General features: G+C 70.2%; 16 protein-coding genes. 10 read left to right on the forward strand and 6 right to left on the reverse strand.

Going from position 1 to position 20,607, the window contains the following annotated elements:
- On the forward strand, positions 1 to 2,478 hold a 2,478-nt coding region (locus PSH25_RS33525), incomplete at its 5' end, for a S8 family serine peptidase (RefSeq protein ID WP_274526881.1).
- Positions 2,479 to 2,572: 94 nt separating this feature from the next.
- Entirely contained in the window at positions 2,573 to 2,998 is a 426-nt protein-coding gene (locus PSH25_RS02130; RefSeq protein ID WP_238657338.1) for a hypothetical protein, read from the forward strand.
- 65 nt (positions 2,999 to 3,063) lie between these two features.
- Here the strand turns inward: PSH25_RS02130 and PSH25_RS02135 are convergent, their stop codons facing one another.
- The 3 genes from PSH25_RS02135 to PSH25_RS02145 all read right to left on the reverse strand — a co-directional run bounded on the left by PSH25_RS02135 (position 3,064) and on the right by PSH25_RS02145 (position 5,395).
- Positions 3,064 to 3,519: an NUDIX domain-containing protein gene (locus PSH25_RS02135; RefSeq protein WP_238657339.1), complete on the reverse strand. Its 456-nt coding sequence runs from the start codon at positions 3,517 to 3,519 to the stop codon at positions 3,064 to 3,066.
- 155 nt (positions 3,520 to 3,674) lie between these two features.
- The gene (locus PSH25_RS02140) at positions 3,675 to 4,319 is read right to left on the reverse strand and encodes an alpha/beta fold hydrolase (protein WP_238657340.1); all 645 of its coding nucleotides are present in this window, start codon (positions 4,317 to 4,319) and stop codon (positions 3,675 to 3,677) included.
- 41 nt (positions 4,320 to 4,360) lie between these two features.
- Positions 4,361 to 5,395 carry a protein kinase family protein gene (locus PSH25_RS02145; RefSeq protein ID WP_238657341.1) on the reverse strand — a complete coding sequence of 345 codons (1,035 nt, stop codon included), beginning with the start codon at positions 5,393 to 5,395 and terminating at the stop codon, positions 4,361 to 4,363.
- A 23-nt stretch (positions 5,396 to 5,418) separates the two neighbouring features.
- Here PSH25_RS02145 and PSH25_RS02150 point away from each other — a divergent pair, with 23 nt between their 5' ends.
- Positions 5,419 to 6,609 carry a hypothetical protein gene (locus tag PSH25_RS02150; RefSeq protein WP_238657342.1) on the forward strand — a complete coding sequence of 397 codons (1,191 nt, stop codon included), beginning with the start codon at positions 5,419 to 5,421 and terminating at the stop codon, positions 6,607 to 6,609.
- Positions 6,610 to 6,681: 72 nt separating this feature from the next.
- Here PSH25_RS02150 and PSH25_RS02155 read toward each other — a convergent pair whose 3' ends face one another.
- Entirely contained in the window at positions 6,682 to 10,146 is a 3,465-nt protein-coding gene (locus tag PSH25_RS02155; protein ID WP_238657343.1) for a ThuA domain-containing protein, read from the reverse strand.
- Between the two features lie 232 nt (positions 10,147 to 10,378).
- Here PSH25_RS02155 and PSH25_RS02160 point away from each other — a divergent pair, with 232 nt between their 5' ends.
- The gene (locus PSH25_RS02160; RefSeq protein WP_238657344.1) at positions 10,379 to 11,224 is read left to right on the forward strand and encodes an SAM-dependent methyltransferase; all 846 of its coding nucleotides are present in this window, start codon (positions 10,379 to 10,381) and stop codon (positions 11,222 to 11,224) included.
- A gap of 139 nt (positions 11,225 to 11,363) precedes the next feature.
- Here the strand turns inward: PSH25_RS02160 and PSH25_RS02165 are convergent, their stop codons facing one another.
- Entirely contained in the window at positions 11,364 to 11,903 is a 540-nt protein-coding gene (locus PSH25_RS02165) for a hypothetical protein (protein ID WP_238657345.1), read from the reverse strand.
- Between the two features lie 368 nt (positions 11,904 to 12,271).
- Between PSH25_RS02165 and PSH25_RS02170 the strand changes: the two genes are divergently transcribed.
- Together PSH25_RS02170 and PSH25_RS02175 are read left to right on the forward strand one after the other, a co-directional pair.
- The gene (locus PSH25_RS02170; protein WP_238657346.1) at positions 12,272 to 12,583 is read left to right on the forward strand and encodes a CU044_2847 family protein; all 312 of its coding nucleotides are present in this window, start codon (positions 12,272 to 12,274) and stop codon (positions 12,581 to 12,583) included.
- A 1-nt stretch (position 12,584) separates the two neighbouring features.
- Positions 12,585 to 16,352, forward strand: coding sequence for a S1 family peptidase (locus PSH25_RS02175; protein WP_238657347.1), 3,768 nt, complete (start codon positions 12,585 to 12,587; stop codon positions 16,350 to 16,352).
- Here the strand turns inward: PSH25_RS02175 and PSH25_RS02180 are convergent.
- On the reverse strand, positions 16,291 to 17,844 hold the full coding sequence (locus PSH25_RS02180) for an NAD(P)/FAD-dependent oxidoreductase (protein ID WP_238657348.1): 1,554 nt from the start codon (positions 17,842 to 17,844) through the stop codon (positions 16,291 to 16,293). The two genes, PSH25_RS02175 and PSH25_RS02180, sit on opposite strands and share 62 nt — an antisense overlap.
- Before the next feature lie 175 nt (positions 17,845 to 18,019).
- Here PSH25_RS02180 and PSH25_RS02185 point away from each other — a divergent pair, with 175 nt between their 5' ends.
- The 4 genes from PSH25_RS02185 to PSH25_RS02200 all read left to right on the forward strand — a co-directional run.
- The gene (locus PSH25_RS02185) at positions 18,020 to 19,246 is read left to right on the forward strand and encodes a hypothetical protein (protein WP_238657349.1); all 1,227 of its coding nucleotides are present in this window, start codon (positions 18,020 to 18,022) and stop codon (positions 19,244 to 19,246) included.
- Complete coding sequence (locus PSH25_RS02190; RefSeq protein ID WP_238657350.1) at positions 19,247 to 19,720, forward strand: hypothetical protein; 474 nt, start codon at positions 19,247 to 19,249, stop codon at positions 19,718 to 19,720. It begins immediately after the preceding gene.
- An 80-nt stretch (positions 19,721 to 19,800) separates the two neighbouring features.
- Entirely contained in the window at positions 19,801 to 20,361 is a 561-nt protein-coding gene (locus tag PSH25_RS02195) for a GNAT family N-acetyltransferase (protein WP_238657351.1), read from the forward strand.
- Positions 20,362 to 20,403: 42 nt separating this feature from the next.
- Positions 20,404 to 20,607 (forward strand): type II toxin-antitoxin system prevent-host-death family antitoxin (locus PSH25_RS02200; RefSeq protein WP_146754640.1); only part of this gene is annotated, 204 nt, incomplete at its 3' end.

The following is a 20,607-nucleotide window of genomic DNA, read 5'->3' on the forward strand; positions in this document are numbered from 1 at the left end:
GCTGCCAACCCGACGCCCGCCACCCCGCGTGGCGCGGACCGGTCGGCGGCGACGGACCTCGGCGGCCGGCCGGCCAAGCCCGGCCCCGGCACGGGCGCGGGCACGGTGATCGGCGTCCTGGACACCGGCATCTGGCCGGAGAGCGCGTCGTTCGCCAAGAAGATGCCCGCCCCCGCGACCTGGCACGGCACCTGCCAGACCGGTGTGGCCTTCGTGGCCGAACACTGCAACGGCAAGATCGTCGGCGCCCGCTACTTCGCCGACACCTGGCTCGCCGGCGGAGGCTCCGTGCCCGAGGGTGAGGTGCTCTCTCCCCGGGACATGGCCGGGCACGGCACGCACACCGCGTCCACGGCGGCCGGTCTGCCGCTGTCGAACGTCACCATCGACGGTCGCGGCTTCGGCCCGGTCTCCGGGGTGGCGCCGGACGCCCAGATCGCCGTCTACAAGGTGCTCTGGGGCGGCATGGGCTTCGACGCCGACATCATCGCCGGCATCGACGCGGCCGTCGCCGACGGCGTGCAGGTACTGAACTTCTCGATCGGGTCGGATCTCGGCGACTGGGAGGCCAACACCCCCATCGGCGTCGCGTTCCTCAACGCCTCGCTGGCCGGGGTCTTCGTGGCGGCGTCAGCCGGCAACACCGGCATCGTGAGTGGAGCGATCAGCAACGCGGCGCCGTGGGTGACCACTGTCGGCGCGGCGGTGACCAAGCTCGACGAGGCCACCGCCAAGCTGGGCGACGGTACGAAGCTGGTCGGCGGCTCGCTGGACGCCCTGCCCGGCGGCGGCGCACGGCCGATGGTCTTCGGTGATCAGGCCGGCTCGCCAGAGCTGGGCGCGGTCTACTGCGAGCCCGGCAGCCTGGACCCTGCCAAGATCAAGGGCAAGGTGGTCGCCTGCGCGCTGTCCGACCTGTTCGGTTCCGCGGCCGAGATCAAGGCCAAGGGCGGGGCGGCGATGGTGGTGTTCGACCCGGTCGGCAACTACCGGATCAACTCCATCTTCAACTTCCCGGTGGTCTACCTGCCGACCGAGAAGCAGGCCGGCACGCTGTTCAACTACCTGATGCGCCACCCCGCCGACGCGACGGTGTCGTTACGCACCGGCGGCGACGGCTCCAGCGTTCCGGGCATACCCAGCGTGGCGGACTTCTCCTCCACCGGCCCGGACAAGGTGGCCCCCGGCGTCCTGAAGCCGGACCTGGTCGCGCCCGGGTCGAACATCATCGCCGCGGTCTCGCCGGCGGGCAACTTCGGGCGACAGTACGACGCGTACTCCGGCACCTCGATGGCCTCGCCGTACGTGGCCGGCGCTGCGGCGATCCTGCGCGCCACGCACCCGGACTGGTCACCCGGCGCGGTCGCCTCGGCGCTGCGCACCACCGCCACCGACACCGTCGGCACCAGCAGCCCCCTGGACCAGGGCAGCGGATTCATCAACCTGCCCCGGGCCACCGACCCGGGACTGGTCATCGAACCCACGGCGGCGGACCTGATCGAGTTCAGCGAGACGGCCGAACCCGACGGCAAGGCGCTCAACCTGCCGGCCATCTCGTTGCGCGAGTACGACGGGACCGGTCCGGTGACCCTCACCCGCACCCTGACCAACGTGGGCAAGGCGCGGGAGACCTACCGTTCGTCGGTGTCCGGCCTGCCCGGTATGAAGGTCACCGTGTCGCCGGCGTCGGTGACGCTGGCGCCCGGCCGGTCTGCGACGGTCACCATCACGCTGCGTCGAGGCAGCGCGCCGTGGGACCGGTACGTGACCGGGTCGATCACCTGGAGCGGCAAGGCCCACAGCGGCCGGATCCCGGTCGCCGCCCGTCCGTGGGGCATCACGCCCCGACCGTACGGTGACGACGGGGAGGAGTTCGGCCGGATGACCAACGGTGCCTTCGGCATGGTCCAGCCGGGCTTCACCGGGCCGCTCGCCGGTCGCAGCACCGGTTACACCCCGATCCGGCGCACGTCGTACTCGATGCCGGCCGGCGTCTACGGCGGCGTGTTCGACCCGAGCGCCACCGGAGTGAAGAAGGTCGACTTCACCGTGCCGGCGAACACCGCAGGCATCATCGTCGAGGCCAACACCGCCGATCCGAACACCAACCTCGATCTCTACCTGTACAAGGGCGACACCCTCGTCTACAGCAGTGACAGGTTCTGGACCAGCGCCGAGCAGGCGTACAAGTTCCTGCCCGAGCCGGGGCGCTACAGCGCCTACGTGTTCGCACAGTACCCCGGTGGCCCGGTCGTCGACTTCGAGCTGAGCCACGCCATCATCGGCCGCAACGCCACGTATTCCGGTGCCACCCTCACGCTGCCCTCCACCTCGCAACGCGGTCAGAGCGTCAACTTCACGCTGAAGCCGAACAAGCCGCTGGCCGAGGGTGACTTCTGGGCGTACACCGAGTACCGCACCAACGGCACGGTGGTCCCCGGCAACCTCGTCTACACCCAACAGAGTTCCTGGCAGTAACCGTTCAATCGGCGTGGGGCGGTGCCGACGTGCACCGCCCCACGCCCGCAACCACCGGCCCGATGCGCAGCCATGCCACCGGTAGGGTCAGCGGGTGAGCAGACCTTCCGGACGCGCCGGGAACTTCCGCACCCTGTACCACGGGCAGGCCAGGGCTGGCACCGCATCAGGGTGCGGCCTGTTCCTGATTCGCCGATCGGGGTTGTGGGCGCAGCACTGGGCATCGATCAATGCTGGACCGCAGCCTGTCCCGCCACCGCCGCTGGTGGACCTCGCACGTGAGACAGTCATCATGCTCTCGGTAGGGACCCGCGCTGTCCTGGGCTACGACGTCACCATCGAGGACGTCACCGTGCGGGGAACGACTCTGGTGGTGACCGGCGTCGAGAGGCGCCCTGTGGGCGGGGTGACGCTGGACATGGTGTGTGCGCCGGTGCACATAGTGGCGGCGCGATTCGGACCTCAGACCTTCGAGGACATGCTGCTGAACCTGCGTATCAAACCTGCAGAAGATACTTGATCAGGTGACGCGGATGATCGGATGCGGGGGATTCAACCGGACGGAGGTGCCGAGCAGCGTCGGATCTACGGGCCGCTCGGGGATGCGGTTGTCCGTGCTTCGTCGCGACGAGGCAACCCGTCGGGCTCAGGCAGGGAACCAAGCAGCGCCGGCAGGACGCCGAACACGAGGGGAAGGCCGCCCAGCTCGCTGATCCCGACCCATGCGATGTCGTCATGCTCGTCAGGTGCACGGTTGGTGGGAGAGCCGACCCAGTCTCCGATGTGCCAGACGCCCACGTGGACGGCGTTCTCGCCGCTGCCGGCACGCAGGTCACCCAACCGTGACGAGGACTCCGGCACAATGTGAACCCCTAGCTCCTCGTGCATCTCACGCGCGAGGGCTTGTAGTTCTGACTCACCCGCTTCGACGTGCCCCCCGGGCAGATCCCAGAGATCTGGGTATGCCCGGCGGGTTGGGCTGCGGTGTACCAGCAGGACTCGGCCGTTCTCCACGAGTGCGCCGCAGACGACGACATGCATGACGGGATTAGAGCACAGGGACAGGACACGCTCGCTCCCGCTCGAGGGCGGGCGCAGACACCCGGCTCTGCCGCCGCGAGGTCGCTCTCAGGCAACCATCTTTCCTCTCCCTGAGGCGCCCAGGGATCCGGATTGTGACGGCTGTGGTCCCGCTTTCAGGACAGCAGGTACGCGGTGAGGCGGTCGGCGAGTTGCTTCGGGTGGCTGAGCGGCACCGAGTGGCCGCCGTCAATTTCGTCCGGGACGACGCCGAGCCGGTCGGCGGCAACCCGGCGCTGGAAGTCCGCCGGGAAGAACCGGTCCTCGCGTGCGAGGAGCACCGTCGTCGGCGCGTCCGGCCAGGCGTCCAGGGGCCACGGCTCGTCGCCCTCCGCGCTGACCTGGTCGCGGCTGTGTGCCGCTGCCTCCGCGACGACCTCGGCCGGGACACCGTTGTAGAACTGCTGCTCCTCGCTGAGCCCCTCGGCGCCGCGGTAGCCGGTGTTGGCCCACCAGTCACCGGGCCTCTCACCGGGCTTGGGGACCATCGGTGTGAGCAGGACGAGCAGCCGCACCGGCAGCTTGTCGGCAACCAGCGGCGCGGTGAACCCACCGTACGAGTGCCCGACGACCACGAGGTCTCTCCGGTCGCCGATCGCGTCGACGACCGTCTGGCAGAACTCGGCGAACCCCGCGGAGCTGTCCTCGATCGGCAGTTCCGGTACGACCACGTCGTGGCCGCGGCTGGTCAGCTCGGGGACAAGGAGATGCCAGTCCCAGGCGCTGCCCCCACCGCCGTGGATCAGAACGAAGGTCGCCATGCCCCGAAGCCTCACACACAGGTACGACAGCCATCGTTGGTTCACATGTTCATGATCGGGAGCTGCGCCTCGCCCGGCTCCAGCCGGGCGAGCAACTGCTCGGGCTGCCCGGTCACCCTCGACAGCGTGTCCAGTGCCGCCGCCCGGTCGCCCTGGTCAGAGAGCACGACGGCCAAGGCGATCCCTAGTCCGTTGGCCACATGCGGGCTGCGCTCCTTCGCCAACTGGGCGGCGTCGACGACGTCCCGCAACGCGTCGTCGTGGCGGCCGGTGCGGCTGCGCGCCATCGCCCGGTTGGCGAGCAGCATGACGCGCACGATCGGGGTGCACTCGCCGATGAGCTGGCGGCTCATCAGTTCGGCGGCGCGCTCGTAGTCCCGGGTACGGAACGCGGCAGCCCAGCCGGTCAGATCGGTGAGCTGGATCAGGTCGATCACCCGGCCCTCCTCCGGCCAGGTCGTGCGGTAGCTGAGCCGGAAGCTGATCCAGCCGTTCGAGTCCAGGGCGGGCAGCAGCGGGCGAATGTCGGTCGCGCACTGCTCCGGGCTCGGCGGGCAGTGGAGAAAGACCGGCCTCGGGTCGGCCACCAGCGCCCGGCCCTCGTGGTCGAACAACCAGTTGCCGCGATGCGCGTCGCCATGCAGGATCTTGAGGGAGTGCAGGCGCGCCAGCGTGTGGCCGATGGCGTAGCCGTCCGTGTCCGGCGTGAACCGGCCCGGCTCGGCCACCCACAGATCCCGGAACTCGCGGTAGTCGGTCACCACCGGCCGGGCCTCGTACGGAAATGGTGGCGGCGGCACCCGGTCGGCATAGGAGCACAGGTAACGGATGCTCTCGCGTTGCCCGATCACCAGCGGATAGCGCGGCCCGCCCTCGCCGGTCAGACCGGACAGCGGCACCGCGGCGCACTCGCCGACCGACTCGACGATGTCCCGCGGCCACTGATCCGTCTTACGGTCGACGGGCACCTCGTCGCGGAGCAGGACGATCTGGCCGCCCGCCACCAGATCGCGTACGGCGCGGAGATCTGTTCCGGCGAACTCGGTCACCTCGACGCCCGTCGATCCCAGCATCATGGGTCGATCCTAGAATGGACGCCGTGGCCGGGAACGAACAGAATGTGGCGCTGGTGACGCAGACGCTGATGGCCAACGCCAGTGGTGTCCTGTCCCGGCCGGAGGCACTGACCCTCCCCAGGTTCCTCGATCTCTGCTCGCTCTGCGAGGCGGCGGTTCTCCTCGACCGCATGGAGGCATTGGGCGCCTCGGGCGAGTACGTCAGTGGCCTCAGCAGCCGGCTCGCTCGCGAGGGGCTGTACCGAACGTTTGCTCCGACTCTGTCGCCCGACGAACTCCGCCGGGTCGCGCTGCGACTGCCCGACGAGCTCGCGAAGCGGGTCACCGACGGCAACGGCGACGACCCGTCCGCGGCCGGCGAGACCGGCGCGGTGGCCGGCCTGGACTACACCACCGGCCTGAACAATCTCCTCGCCCAGGTCGACGGGCTCGGCGGCTACGCCAGTGCAGGTGACGCCTCGGTCAAGGACCGGATGTACCGGGGCAACGGCTACCTGGTCGTGGCCGCCGCGCACGGCCTCGACTACTTTCCCGACTTCGACCGCGTGCCGTTCGTCGCCGGCACCCTGCAGAAGACCTACCGGTCGCTGCCGCGCCAGCTGTACGACAAGATCGCCGAATCGCTCGAGGAGCCGCTCACCGGGGGTGACGTGGTCGCCGAGTGGACGGCCATGTCGACGATCCCGATCCCGCCGATCGCCGCGCTCGTGCTGTCCCGCGCGTCCTGCCTCAAGGACATTCCCGAGCAGTTGCTCCGCGTCCGAGACGAGTTCGGCGGTTACCGCCGCTACTTCGGTGACTTCAAGGCCGAGTTGCAGGCCGCCGACACGATCCGCGAGCGCCGCAAACTGCTGGCCCGCTACCGAACCCTGCTGGAGGAGGCGAGCGGCCCGCGACGCGAGGCGGTCTCCGTGACCGAGATGCTCAACCTGACGGAGAAGGCGGTCAAGGTGGCCGCCGCCCCGACGTTGCCGACCAGCTACGGCGCCCTGCTGGTGACGCAGCCGGTCGACTGGATCAGCCGCTGGTGGCGCCGCCGCCCGCTGGCCATCCTGTTCCGCCTGGACAGCAAGATGCCCAAGCTTCCGGAGTACCAGCAGTTGGCCGCCCGCCTGTGGGGCCAAGGGCCCGCCGCCCGCCTGCACGACCAGGCCGCCGCCCACGGCGCCAACATGCAGAAGCTCCTGTCCGAGGCCGAGGTCACCTTCCACTGAGCGCGCGGCTGCGACGCGGCGCGCCCTGCCGAGCGGCGGCGGGCGGGGTGGACCCCGCCCGCCGCCCGACGGTCAGGTGACCGTGATGGTCAGGTTGAGCGAGCGGGTCTCCCCGCTGGTGTAGGTGACCGTCACCCGGGCGGTGAAGGTCCCCTTGCGGGGGTAGGCGTGGGTGGTCGACCGGAGCGTGGCCCCGTGCGTGATGGCGCTGTTGTCGCCGAAGTCCCACGCGTAGTCGGTGATGCTCTGCCCGGACGGCGCCGTCGCCGTGGCGGTGAGCGTGGTGGTCAGGGGCGCGGTGCCACCGGTCGGGTTGGCGGCCAGGGACAGCGTCCCGCCCGGTTCCTGCTTGACCCCGGCACCGTTGAACCGCAGCCAGTCCAGGGAGAGCAGGTCCGGGGTGCCGCCGACCTGGGCGGCGTTGACGAACCTCGCGTACAGGGTGGTCGTGCCGGCGGGTTTGTTGGTCAACGTGACGGTGGGGGAGACGAGGTTGTCCCAGCCGCCGGTCGACCCGATGGTGGCCGTGCCGATCAGCGTGCCGGTGGGCGAGCCGGTCCGCAGTTCGATGGTGCCGCCGAGCCCGCCGTTGGTCACCCCGAGCGTCACCGAGCCGACGTTGCGCAGGTCCGCCGGCCCGAACGCCACCCAGTCGTTGTGGTCGACCTCGCCGAGCCGCTTGCCGGCGCGGGCGGTGGCCCGGTCGTTGACCGTGACGCCGGACTGGGCGCTGAAGTGCTCGGCCTCCTTGCTCTTGGGCTGCAGCTGGACGCGGGTCGAGCCGGTCAGCGCCGGTACGCCGCCGGCCGCGCCGCCGTCGGTGTACTGCGCGGTGATCAGGGTGTAGAGGTTCTGCCCCGGCCCGTGGCCGTCACCGGCGTCCGCCTCGGTGGCGAGCAGCCCGGAGCAGCCGGTGTAGACGTCCAGCGGGTGGGCGTGCGAGTCGTGGCCGAGCTGCGTCTGCACCGTCACCTTGGCGCAGTCGATGGTGGTCTCCTCCGGGTCGGTGACCGTCACCGTGTACGGGATCTTGTCGCCGAAGTCGAAGAACCCGCCGTCGGGCACGCTGATGGTCACCGTCGGTCGGGTGTTGCCGACCACCACGTCGGTGACCGCGGTGGCGGTCAACCCGTTGCCGCTGTTGCGTACGGTCAGCCGGGCGGTGTGCTTGCCGGCCGTCGAGTAGGTGAAGCTCGGGTTGGCGGCGGTGGAGTCGGTGCTGCCGTCGTTGGTGAAGTCCCAGGCGTAGCTGAGCGCCGACCCGTCACCGGCGGACGACCCGGCGGAGGAGAACGTGACCGCGAGCGGTGTACGTCCGCTGTCCGGGGTGGCGGCGATCTTCGCGGTCGGTGGCCGCCCGTTGGCGACGTAGTCGATCCGGTAGATGCCCGCGCCGGCGTTGCTGCCACCGCGACCGCTGCCGGTGCCCTCACCGAAGTCGATGACGTAGAGCGAACCGTCCGGCCCGAACTCCGCCTCGAAGGGCTGGATCCAGCTCATGTTGTCGAAGATCCCGTTGATCGACTGAAGGTCACCCACCGCGGTCGGGCCGAAGCGCGCGTTGCTGAAGGTCTGCGCCGTCTTGTGGATGGAGAGCGTCTTGAACCACCGGCGGGTCAACTCATAGGTGATCCACTTGCCCTCGAAGTACTCGGGGAACTTCGTCGTGCGGGTGTTGGCCGGGTCGTAGTCGTAGACCGGGCCGCTCATCGGCCCGCCACCGCCGGTGCCCAGCTCGGGAAACTGGGTGGAGGCGGAGTACGCGTACCAGACCAGCGCCGACTTCGCCGCCGGCAGGGTGGTCAGGCCGGTGTTGTTGGGCGAGTTGTTCACCGGTGCCGCGCAGTTGAACTTCGCCCCCGAGGTGTTGGTGGCGAAGTTGTAGTCGTTGAACGGGATGTTGTTGCCCACGCAGTACGGCCAGCCGAAGTTGCCGGCGCTGGTGATCCGGTTGAACTCGACAGTCCCCTCGGGACCACGGTTGGGGTCGGCGGCGCGGGCGTCCGGGCCGTAGTCGGCGACCAGCACCGCGTTGGTCTGCGGCTCGACGGTGATCCGGAACGGGTTGCGCATGCCCATCGCGTAGATCTCCGGCCGGGTCCTCGCGGTGCCGGCGGGGAAGAGGTTGCCGGTCGGCACGGTGTACGTACCGTCGGCTTGTGGGGTGATTCGCAGGATCTTGCCGCGCAGGTCGTTGGTGTTGCCGGCGGTGCCCTGGGCGTCCCAGGCCGCGCGGCCGGCGCGTTCGTCGATCGGGGTGTAGCCGCTGGAGGCGAACGGGTCGGTGTTGTCACCGATCGCCGCGTAGAGCCGTCCGGCCGCGTCCATGGCCAGTGACCCGCCCATGTGCGAGTTGGCCCGGCCCTCGCCCCGATAGGTGGGGACGGCCAGCAGGCGTTTCTCCGAGGAGAGCGCGACGCTGTTGTTGGCGACCGTGAACCGGGACAGGTTGAGCTGTTTGAGGGTCTTGTCCGACCAGAGCAGGTAGATCCAGCCGTTGCTGGCGAAGTTGCGGTCCAGGGTCATCCCGAGCAGCCCGTCGGACTGGTCGGTCATCGCCGAGGTGTACGCGAAGTCCAGCAGCGTGGTGACCTGGAGGGTGTCGGAGTTGACCACCTTCAGCGCGCCGGTGCGCTGGATGTAGTAGACCTTCCGGTCCGGGCCGACGGCCAGCTCGAAGGGGTCGGCCAGGTTCTCGGTGACCAGCCCCACCCGTTCGAAGTTGCTGGTCTTGGTGGCCGAGCAGTCACCGGCGACCGCGCCGGCCGCCCACTCGATGCCGTAGCGCAGGTGCTCCAGGAACGTCGGCGTGCTGAACTGGGAGCTGGCGTGCCCGCCGGCGGTGAACCAGGACCGGCCGCCGTCGTAGCGCTGACACCAGGAGTACGCGTGGTCGACACCCTCGTCCAGGCCGTTGATCCCGTCGCGCACCTTGATCTGGGCGAGGGTGTGCACGTTGCCGGTCGGGTTCGTCCGCCAGTTGTACCACTCCTCGCTCTGCTCCCAGAGCTCCGGCAGGTTGCGCGTCGAGGGGTGCGCCCGGTCGAGCACCTTGACCCGGCCGGGGAAGGTGCCACCGGTGGCGGAGAAGTCCGGGTGGTAGTCGAAGATCGTGCCGACCAGGCCCTCGTACCAGGGCCAGTCGCGTTCGCTGGCCGACGCGGCGTGCAGGCCGGCCCAACCACCGCCGTTGCGGATGAACGTCTGCAACGCGGCCCGCTGGCTGGCGTTGAGCAGGTCACCCGAGGTCGGGAGGCTGTTGGTGTTGTTGAACACGAGAACGTCGAAGGTCGCGAGGTTGGCGTCGGTGAAGGCCGCCGCGTCGGTGGTGGCGACCACCTCGAAGTTGTGGGCGGTGCCGAGCTGCTGGATCGCGGCGATACCGGCCGGGATCGAGTCGTGGTAGAAGTTGGTGATCTTGGAGAACACCAGCACTCGGAAGCGCGGGGCGGCCTCGGCGGGCAGGGCGGTGGTGGTGCTCACCACGGTGGCGATGGCGAGCAGGATCAGGCAGAACGCACGGAGGTGTCGGGGCATGGGGGCGCTCCCTGTCGGACGGTGAGGGTGCGGAAAGCGCTTTCTCGCTGCCCGCACCACGGTACTGACAGCCAGTTACGACCGTCAATAGCCCTCTGGTAAGCGGTTTCCCGCCCCGACGGCGCCGCGCGTCGGTGGCCCCCACGAGCCCCGGGGTACGGCTTACGATGTCCTCTGGATACGTGCCGTGACCCTGCGGACGCGGCGTGTTCCGTCGACCTGGGGAGGTCTCGTGACAGTGCCGTCGACGTCGAAACTGTCCGAGGGCCGAGGAGCCGACCGGATCGACACCACGACGGTGCATCCGGCTCGCCGCTACAACTACTGGCTCGGCGGAAAGGACAACTTCGCCGTCGACCGGGAGTCCGGCGACCAGATCGCGGCCGTCTACCCAGGGGTGCGCACGCTCGCCCGGGAGAACCGGGCCTTCCTCGGCCGGGCGGTCCGGTTCCTCGCCGAGGAGGTCGGCGTCCGGCAGTTCCTCGACATCGGCACCGGCATCCCCAGCGCCGACAACACCCACGAGGTGGCCCAGTCCGTCGCCCCCGATTCCCGGGTGGTCTACGTCGACAACGACCCGATGGTGCTGGTCCACGCCCGAGCGCTGCTGACCAGCGACCCGGCCGGCGCCACCGCCTACCTGGACGCCGACCTACGCGACCCGGAGAAGATCCTCGCCGACCCGCAGCTGCACGCCACTCTGGACCTGTCCCAACCGGTGGCTCTGGTGCTGATCGCCGTGACGCACTTCCTCACCGACGACGACCGCCCACACGAGCAGGTCGCACGCCTGCTCGACGCGCTGCCGTCGGTCAGTTGGCTGGCGCTGACCCACTTCACCACCGACCACATCCCCGCCGAGATCGTCAGGCGGATGGAGGCCGAGTTCGCCGCCGGCCGAATGAAGCAGGATGCCGTACCCCGCGACCGCGCCGAATTCGCCCGCTTCTTCACCGGTCTGGAGCTGGCCGAACCGGGCATCGCCCCGGTTACCGAGTGGCGGCCGCTGACGCCGCCGGAGCAGCGCCCGCCCCTGGCCGACGCCTCCATCTACGGCGCGGTGGCCCGCAAGCCCTGACCGGTTGTGCGGCCCCGGGGCCGGCGGTGACCCAGAGGGATCCTCGGCCGCGGCCTCATCGGCAGGGGTGCCGGGCTCGGCGGGACGGGTGGTCCGCACACGTCGGCGGAGAGCGACTGGTGCCACGACCGGCCCCCGGTCAGGCAAACGGCTTCGGGTCGAAGTTGATGCCACCCCGCTCGGCCATCCGGAGCACCCGGTTGCCGTAGCGCGGGGGTTGGCGCAGGTGCAGGGTGTAACCCGACGCCTGGAACCTCAGGTCCATGTCGCGCCCCTCAAGGTGCCAGTAGGGCTCCGGCAGGTGTGGGCGGGACTCCTGACGCAGGTTCTTCAGCTCGAACGGCAGGCATACGGAGTTGAGGCTGCCGACGATGTCCCAGACGCTGTCGAAAATCAGCGTGGCCGGTGCCACCCAGAAGAGAACGTCCCGCATGGGCCCTGAGTCGACGCGGCGCACGATGTAGTCAATATCGAGATGCAGCCGCAGCGCCGACGGCGCGGTGGGGTCGAGGTCATCCTGCTCCTGGAACTCCTCCGGGGTCAGGTCCTCGGGTGGGCCCTCGTCGTCGGTGACGGCGAACGCGTGAATTCGGCAGTAGTCCCACGACGTCTCCATCAGGTCCTGATCCGTGAGGGTGGCCTTCGGGAGACCGGATTCAGGGTGCACGACCGTCGTCATGCAACGATTATGGCCACGCATGTCGACAGCGCCAGATGTCAGTCTGTGCGTGCCGGTTCCGCTGGTCGGGTGCGCCGCGTCCGGCAGGCCGAGACGCAGACCGCCGGTGGCGCCGATGCGCAGGCCCCGGACGACGCCACCGTGGCCCACTGCACGCACCTGCCGCGTTGAGCGTCATCCCGCAGAGTGTCGATGATCCGATAGACGCCTCGGTCGACGGGCATTTCCCTGGCAGAGGAGCGCTAGGGTTCGGGACGCCCAGGAGTGTGAGGCCATAGGGGCTGACCGGCCCAGGGTGTCCACACTGTACCGATGGAACAATCGCTGCGAAATGGATTGATCAGCGCCTCACCGAGGAGAGCGGGCTTATGCAGGGCGACCTGATAGCGCTTGAATTGAAGGACGAGACGACGTTTGCCGCGCTGGCGATGGAAATCGATTCCGAGGAAGAGGTTTCCTTTCAAGCGCTCAAAATCAAGCTCAGCGACGTGGCGCAACAGGTGGCGAAGGTGGCCGAGGAGTTGGTGGAGCACGCCCGCAAGGCCGCCCCGACGGACATCGAGGTCACCATGCGCGTCGGCTTCTCGATCACCAACGGCAAGGCGGTGGCGCTCCTCGTCGACGGGAAGGCCGAAGGAGCGGTGGAGTTGAAACTGGCCTGGAAGGACCTCGCCGGCTGAGATGAGTGACGTCGAGGCCGGCCGGCATCTGTGGGCGGGGCTGGTCGGCGTTCACCAGGGGTCCGTGAAGCAGACCGGCTTCATGATCGGTCCGCGGGCGATCGCCACGGCCACGCACGGGCTGGACCGGACCGCCCCGGTGAAGATCCGCCGCATCGGCCGGTCCGCCGACGCGGTCGACGAGCCGGCGACCGTCCTCGTCTGGGACAAGCAACGCGACCTCTGCCTGCTGACCGTCGAAGAAGCGGACGAGTTCTGGTTCATCCCGGACACCCGTCCCCCCGCTCTCGCCGCCGAGTATGTGGTCGTCAGCTGCGTCGACCGGCGCGCCGAGACGACGTTGGTCGTCAACGAAGGGCTCGTCGAGGACGACGGGATCGCCTGGCTCAAGCTCCGGTCGGGGCAGATCCAGCGGGGCTACAGCGGTGCACCGGTGCTCGACCGCGAGGACGGCCGGCTGGTCGGCATGGTCCGCGTCACGCGCGGGCGGCAGACGGACCTGGGCGGACACGCCCTGCTGGGTACGGAGATCGTACCGATCCGAACCTCGCTGGGCCTGGACACCGACGACCGCCGGATGCAGATCAGGCACGCCGCCAGCGGGCTCACCTGGCCTCCGCGCAGTCTGATCCGCGGCGACGCGCCCTCGGAGCTGGTGGAACTCATCGGCCGGGAGGAGGAGATCGCCGCGCTGGACTCGCGCGACGGTCCCCGCCACCGCCTCGTCGTCGGTGACGCACTCGCCGGCAAGTCCGCGCTGACCGGCGTCTGGGTGCGCCTCGCGCATGTCCCCGCCGGCGACACGGCGTACGTGGACGCGGCGTTGGCGCCGCCGGTCCCCGCGCAGCACCCCGTGGTGGGGATCGTCCTCCCGGTGCTCGGGGTGAACATCCCGCAGGACCCGTTCGGGAGCCGCTCCGACGAGGAGACGCTGGCGCTGGCCTGCTGGACGATCATGCGCGACCTGCGCGGGGGCCGGCTCGTCATCGACCTTCAGCACCAGGGCGTCGACGCCGCAGCCGACGCGGACCTCGCGGCGTTGATGAAGGCCGCCGAACGGATGAACGCCGCGGTCGTCCTCGTCGGACGGGACCTTGGCGACGAGCTGGCCTGCGTCGGACTCTCCACCTCGGTCGAGGTGGGACCGATCGGCCGTAGGGACGCGGCGGCGCTGATCGCGCGCGCCACCCGTGGCCGAGTGTCCCGGGAGGAGGCCGAGAGCGCGCTGGAGCTCGTCGACCCGCGCTGCCTTCTTCCGGGTGAGATCCTGGCGGCCTGCGGACGGGACGAGGACGACGACGCGGTCGACCTCGCCATCGCCCTGTCCGAGCGGTTCGACCTGCCCATCTTCGACCCGACCGCAGCGTTCCTGGACGACCCGGTCGTGGCCCTCGGCGACCCCGGGCTGACGACCGCCGCCGTCGCAGCCGGCCTTGACGAGGAGGGCTCCCACGACGTGCCGGCGCTCACCGGGGAGTACCTCGAACAGCAGGTACTGACCTCCGCTCGCGACCCACTCGGCATTCGCGCCCCCGCTGCGACACGCCGGGAACTGGCCGCCGGAGCGTTCAGCGCCGACGCCATCGGGCTCGACGAATGGCCGGGCACCGCCCCGTTCGTCTTCGAGGTGGACGCGTTGACCTCCGAACAGGGGCTCGCGATGCAGGACATCGCGCATCGGGTGTCCAGCCGATCGATGAGACCCGAGTGGGTGGAGTCGCTCTACCAGCAGATCGTCGAACTCGAAGGCCGGGGCAGCGAGCGCGGCCCGTCGATGCGGGTCCGCCTGCGGCTCTGGCGCAGCCAGATCCACGCGGGCGACGTGGCCGCCGCCAGTCGCACGTTCACCGAGATCGGCGGGGTGCGTACGGTCAACCGCATCCTCGAAACGGGGAGCCACTTCGAGCAGGTGCAGGACGCCCAGGTGCTCGTGCTGGCGTGGTGGCTGGGGGTCGGCACGGACGACACCGTCGGCGCCGCGCTCGGAGCATGGATGGGCGGCGTCGTCGACGACGAGGACCTGTCCGGACGTGCCGACGTGCGGATCGTGCTGCACGACGTGCTGCGCGCGGTCACCGTCCGGCCGTTGCCCGCCCCGGACGGCCTCCGCGCCGTCGGTGAGTGGTGCCTGTCCCAGTTGGAGGACGACCGTTCCTTCCTGGCCGACCCCGGCACGTGGACGATGTACGTCTCGCTGATCGGTCGCGCCGGTGACTTCAGTGGTGACCAGTCGCTCGCGGAGGTCTTCCTCACCCGTGCGCTGCGGGCGCTCACGCTGCACGTGGAGCTGCTCAAGTCGCTCGCTCTGGCTGGGGACAGCCGCCCCCTGCTGGCCATCGCGAGGCAGCAGAGGCGGCTCCATCGGCTGGAGCGGAGCCGCCGCACCGGAGAACCTGGGCGACTACAGCTCGCGCGGGAGCTGCTGACGTGGACCGTGGAGAACGCTCCGACCGCCGACGCGTTCCTGAGTCTGCTCGTCGCCGACCCCACGCTGAAGGTGACCCGACAGGGTGACAACGCGGTCGACTCCGACCTGCCCGCGCACCGCTCCGCGGAGAGTCAACTCGCACCGATCAAGCGGGCCTACCGTCGGTGGCGGAAAAGCAACACGCAGGTCACTCCGCTCATCGTGGAGATCGAGTACCAGTTGCTACGCACCGAGTGGGCGATCGCGGGTTCCCTCCTGAGGCAGGCGCGGGTGTCCGACGAGCGCTGGCTGAACCGCCCGATCCCGCACAAGCTGGGCGTGCTCGAACAGCTCGGTGAGGTACGCCGGAGGAGACTCACCGCCCTGGCGAAACGATGCGGCGACTCCGTCGAAGCGGTCGAGCGGGAAGCGCACAACGAGCTACAGCTCCAGACGGCGCTCGCCATCGTGGCGCACACTCCCCTCGACCTGCGCGCGGTCGACGAGATCCTGGCCCGCGGGCGGCGGGCCTTTCCGTCCAACCCTCGCATGGCACACCTGCTCGCGGCCCACCACCGGCACCGGCGGCAGTTCACCACGGCGGCGGCCGCCTACCTCGACGCCTACAGCCTGGCCCTCGGCGATCCGCTGTTGCGCATGCGGGCCGCCGTGGGCGCGTGCGAATCGCTGTCACAGGCCTACGCGGCGGGGGAGTGCGCCCGCGATGAGCTCGTGGCGGCGGCGGCGCGAGCCGAACTCCACGAGTCCACCGACTTCTCCGCGTCGATCGTCTGCGCCCTGGCCCGGCTCGAACTGCACGGCACCCTGTCGGAGGGTTACGGCAAGCTGGCCCACACCATCGCGCGGGTGGGGAGCTTCTCCCGGCTCGCCACCGACATGCACACCATCCGGGGCGAGATCGCGACCGCCGTCGGGCCGGAGAGCGCGCCGCTTGTCGACAGGTTCCTGCACGACTTCACGGATGTGGGACTGCTCGTCGCGCTCGGGGCGATGTTCGTCCGCTCACACACGCTGTCGCCGACCGAGGGACTTGAGCGGCTCACGGCCGCACTCGTCCTGTTGGACGGGGTGCGAATCATGGCCGGGACCGTCTGGAACGTGCCGTCGGTGAACTTCCAGCAGGGCCGCGCGCTGCTGGCGGCCTGCAAGCAGTTCCAGACGCCGAATCCGATCGGTTGGGACAAGGATCGCGAGCGATCCGACATCGACCTGGCCTACGCGAAGTTCCAGTCCGCCGTCGACCTGTCCGTCGACTCGTTCCGCGAGATCGTGCTCGGCTTCATGCGTGAGACGGGGGAGCTGCGACAGAAGCTCGGTCGTCCGACCCCTCCGGCGCGGTGATCGGCGGCGCGACGATCCGGCTGGGCACCACCGGCGCGTCCCGGCCGGTGCCCCGCCGGCCGTCACCGCCGGAAGATTCCTCGTGGTAGTCCCGCTCCACGTTGACCGACCAGACGTCGTGCGTACTCCCGGTGGCGATGTTCTCGGCGGTGAGCATCGCGGTGAGCATCGAGTGGTCCTGGTTGTTGTAGCGGTGCATGCCGTTGCGGCCCACCGGGTGCACGTTCGGCACCGCCTCGGCCAGCCAGGCCCGGATCACCTCCACGTTGTGCTGGTAGCGCTCGTCGTACACCGGGTAGGCCTTGGGCATGCGCACGACGTAGCCGGCCTCCACCACGCCCGGCCGAACCAACCCCAACCGCTCCAGCTCCGCGGTGCCGAGGGCCACCAGGTCGGCGTCCGGGGTACGCCACATCTCGTCGTCCTCGAACACGAAGTACTCCAGGCCCAGGCAGGTGCGGCCGTCCTTGACGAGGTACGGCGACCAGGAGCCGAAGTTCTGGATCCGACCCACCCGCACTCCCGGGTCGTGCACGTAGATCCAGTTGTCCGGGAACGAGAACTCCGCCGGCACGACCAGGGCGACCGTCAGGAAGTCGCGGTAGCGCAGGTCGGCCGCGCAGGCCAGCACCTCCGGCGGCGCCGGCGGGTTGAGTGCGGCCACCAGTTCCGAGATCGGCATGGACGAGATCACATGGTCGGCCGCCTCGGTACGCTGCCCGCCCACGCCGTTGACCGTCACGCTTGTCGCCCGCCGGCGGGCCGGGTCGCGGTGCACGGCGGTGACCCAGCTGCCGGTGGACAGCTGCCCGCCCCGCTCGCGGACCTGCTCGGCGCAGCGCTCCCACATCATTCCGGGCCCGTACTTCGGGTACTGGAACTCCTCGATCAGGCTGGTCACGTCGGTGCGTCGACGCCGGGGCAGCACCGCGTTGCGGATCGCCGTGGCCAGCGACAGGTTCTTGATCCGCTGCGCCGCCCAGTCGGCCTGCAACCGGTCCGCCGGCATCCCCCAGACCTTCTCGGTGTACGTCTTGAAGAAGATCGAGTACAGCCGCCAGCCGAACCGGGCCGACACCCAGCCCTCGAAGTGTGACTGGTCCCGTGGTGGCCGCAGCCGGGCCCGCGCGTACGAGCCGAGGCAGCGGGCGGCCTCCGGCAGACCCAGGTTGCGCAGCGCGTTCATGGCGCTGAGCGGGTAGTTGAACAGGGCGCCCCGGTAGAAGATGCGGCTCATCCGGGGCCGGGTCAGGAAGTCCTCGTCCGGCAGGATCTCGTGCCAGAACGCCTCCACCCGGGGCACCTTCGTGAAGAACCGGTGCCCGCCGATGTCGAACCGCCACCCGTCGCGCTCGACGGTGCGACTGATCCCGCCGACCACCTCGTCGGCCTCGAACACCTGGACCGACCGGCCGTGCCGGAGCAACTCGTACGCCGCGGTGAGCCCGGCCGGCCCCGCACCGATGATCACCGTCCCGTTTTGCTCGCTCATGCTGACGCGCTCCCTGTTCACCGCCATGGTTGAGGAGCGGCGTCTACCCGTTCTGCGCAGAATGTCACACTTGGTGGTAGCTGGTCCTCGCTTCGGCGGGGCGCGCGACGGCGTACCACGAGAAGAGCGACTCCCCGCGCGGCCGGCGGACCGGGGGAGCGGGGAGGCGAGACGGATGGACCGATGGCGGAGCGGCGCGGCGGCGCTGGCCGACCGGGCGGTCGCGGCAGGCCGCGGCGGAGCGCGCCTGGCCCGCCGGGTGCCGGCGCCCTGGCCGTACGTCATCGGGCTGTTCCTCGGCGCGAAGCTGCTGCTCACCCTGCTCGGGCTCCTGGTCCTGCACGCCTGGGACGGCGTCCCCGGGGCCCCGCCGCCGGACGAGGCGTTGATGTGGGCACAACAGCGAGACGTCTCCGGGCAGCGGTGGATCTCCTTCTGGTTCGCCTGGGACTCGCTGCTCTACCTGCGGCTGAGCGAGCTGCCCCTGAGCGGGCCGTGGCGAGACTTCGGCTTCCCCCTGCTGTACCCGTTCCTGGCCCGGCCCCTCGGCGCGCTGCTCGGCGGTGACAACGCCCTCGCCCTGCTCTTGATCAGCAACGTCGCGTTCCTGTTGGCGCTCTGGTACGGCTACCGGCTGGCGGAGCTGCTGCTCGGCGACGCGCACGCGGCCCGCCGGTTCACCCGGTACCTGGTGCTGCTGCCGACCGCGTTCCTGTTCCAGGCCGCGCTGACCGAGTCGCTTTTCGTCTGCCTCGCGTTGGCCGCCTTCTACTACGCCGAGCGACACCGGTGGCTGCTGGTCGGCGTGCTCGGCTACTTCCTGGCCATGAGTCGCTCCGTCGGCCTGCTCGTGGCGCTGCCGCTGGCCCTGGTGCTGCTCCGGCAGCACGACTGGCGGCTCGGGCCGCGCGCCCTGCTCGGCTACCTCCGGATCGGGTGGCCGTTGCTGCTGCTGCCCGCCGGGTGGTTCACCTTCATGGCGTACTGCCGGTGGCGGGGTGGGGACTGGTTCGCCTACCAGCACGCCCAGCAGACCGGCTGGGGGATCAAGGTGCAGAACCCCGTTCCGGTGCTGCTGAACGGGCTGACCGGGGAGCCGCGCGACGCCGCCCGGGTGTGGTTCGCCGTGGCCGTCCTGGCCGTCCTGGCCGCCGGGTTCCGCCGCCGGGAGCTGGCCTACCTGGTGTACGGCGTCCTCATGGTGCTGGTGCCCCTGTCGATGGGCCCACCGGTGTACAAGAGCCTGCTGCGCTATCTGCTCGCCGCGTTCCCCGTGGCGTTGGTGCTGGCCCGCTGGGCCCGGCACGCCAGCGTCGACGTGTGGTTGACCGCGACGCTCGCCGTGGTGCAGGGCGTGCTGTTCGTGCTCTGGCTCAGCTACTGGACCCACATGATCATCTGATTGGACCTGTCGTCGGCGGGCAACAGGTACGCCATGACCGAGCCACGGGTACGCCTCGACGACCTCGGCGCCTGGCTGATCAAGGGCAACGCGGACCTGGTCGACCTCGCCGCCCGGTTCGCCCGCGAGCCCCTGGTGACGAGCTGGTGCGTGCGTCCGGGTTACCGGGCGCGGTTGATGCGCGCCGGGCAGCCGGTGGTCTTCTGGGCCAGCGGCAGCCGGGGCCGACTGCCGTACGGGGTGTGGGGCGTCGGACGGGTCACCGGGGCGGCCGAGCCAGGCGCACCGGGGCAGCCGTGGTCGGTGCCGATGGATCTGCCCATCCTCGCCGAACAGGACCGGGTGTCCCGGCTGCGGTTGCGCGCCGATGACCGACTCACCGCCCTGGAGGTGTTCCGGCAGCCGCAGGCCGCCAACCCGTCCTACCTGACCGTGGCCCAGTTCGCCGCGCTACAGACCCACCTGCCGGCGTGAGCGCGAGGGCGGCCGTGCCTCGACCGAGGCGCGTGTGCGAGCCTGCTACCGACGTTCGGAGCGCATTGAGTGGAGGCCCGGTGTTCGCCCTGCCGCTGACCGAGGAGGTCGAGCTGCGTCCGCTGGACCCGTGGCGGGCCGAGGAGTTCCTCGCCCACCTCGATCGGGCCCGCGCGCACATCCAGCCCTGGGTGTCGCCGTCCTTCGTCGCCACCGACCTGCCGTCGGCCCGCGCGGTGCTGCGGCGGTACGCCGACCTGTGGGCCAGCGACAGCGGCGGCATCTGGGGACTGTGGTGGCGGGGCACGCTTGTCGGTGGGGTCATGTTCGTGTCGTTCGACGTGGCCCGAGGCGTCTGCGAGGTCGGTTGCTGGGTGGAGCCGGCGGCCCAGGGCAAGGGCATGGTCGCCCCGGCGGTGCGCCGGATCGTCGACTGGGCGGTGCGCGAGCGTGGCATCCAGCGGGTGGAGTGGCGTACCAACGCCGACAACACCCGCAGCAAGGCCCTCGCCAGCCGGCTCGGCCTGCGCCTCGACGGCACTCTACGCCAGGTCAGCCCGGGTCCACACGGTCGGATCGACCTGGAGATCTGGTCGGTGCTGGCCGATGAATGGACCGCCGCGCCACGCACCGTCCACTGACGACCGCGAATAGTTGTCATACCCGCGCGGCACCATGCATCCATGGCCGTCCCCGCGCTCACCCCTCATTCCGACCCGCCGCGTTCCGTGCCGCTGCGTGAGGCGCGCACCCGGTTCAGCCAGCTCGTCGCGCTGGCCGAGCTGACCGACGCGGTCACCGTCGTCACCCGCGACGGCGATCCCCGCCCGGTCGCCGCGATCGTCCCCGCCGCAGCCGCCCGCAGCGGCGCCCAGGCCCGCGCCGAC

Source organism: Micromonospora foliorum (assembly GCF_022229015.1).
Classification (GTDB): domain Bacteria; phylum Actinomycetota; class Actinomycetes; order Mycobacteriales; family Micromonosporaceae; genus Micromonospora; species Micromonospora foliorum.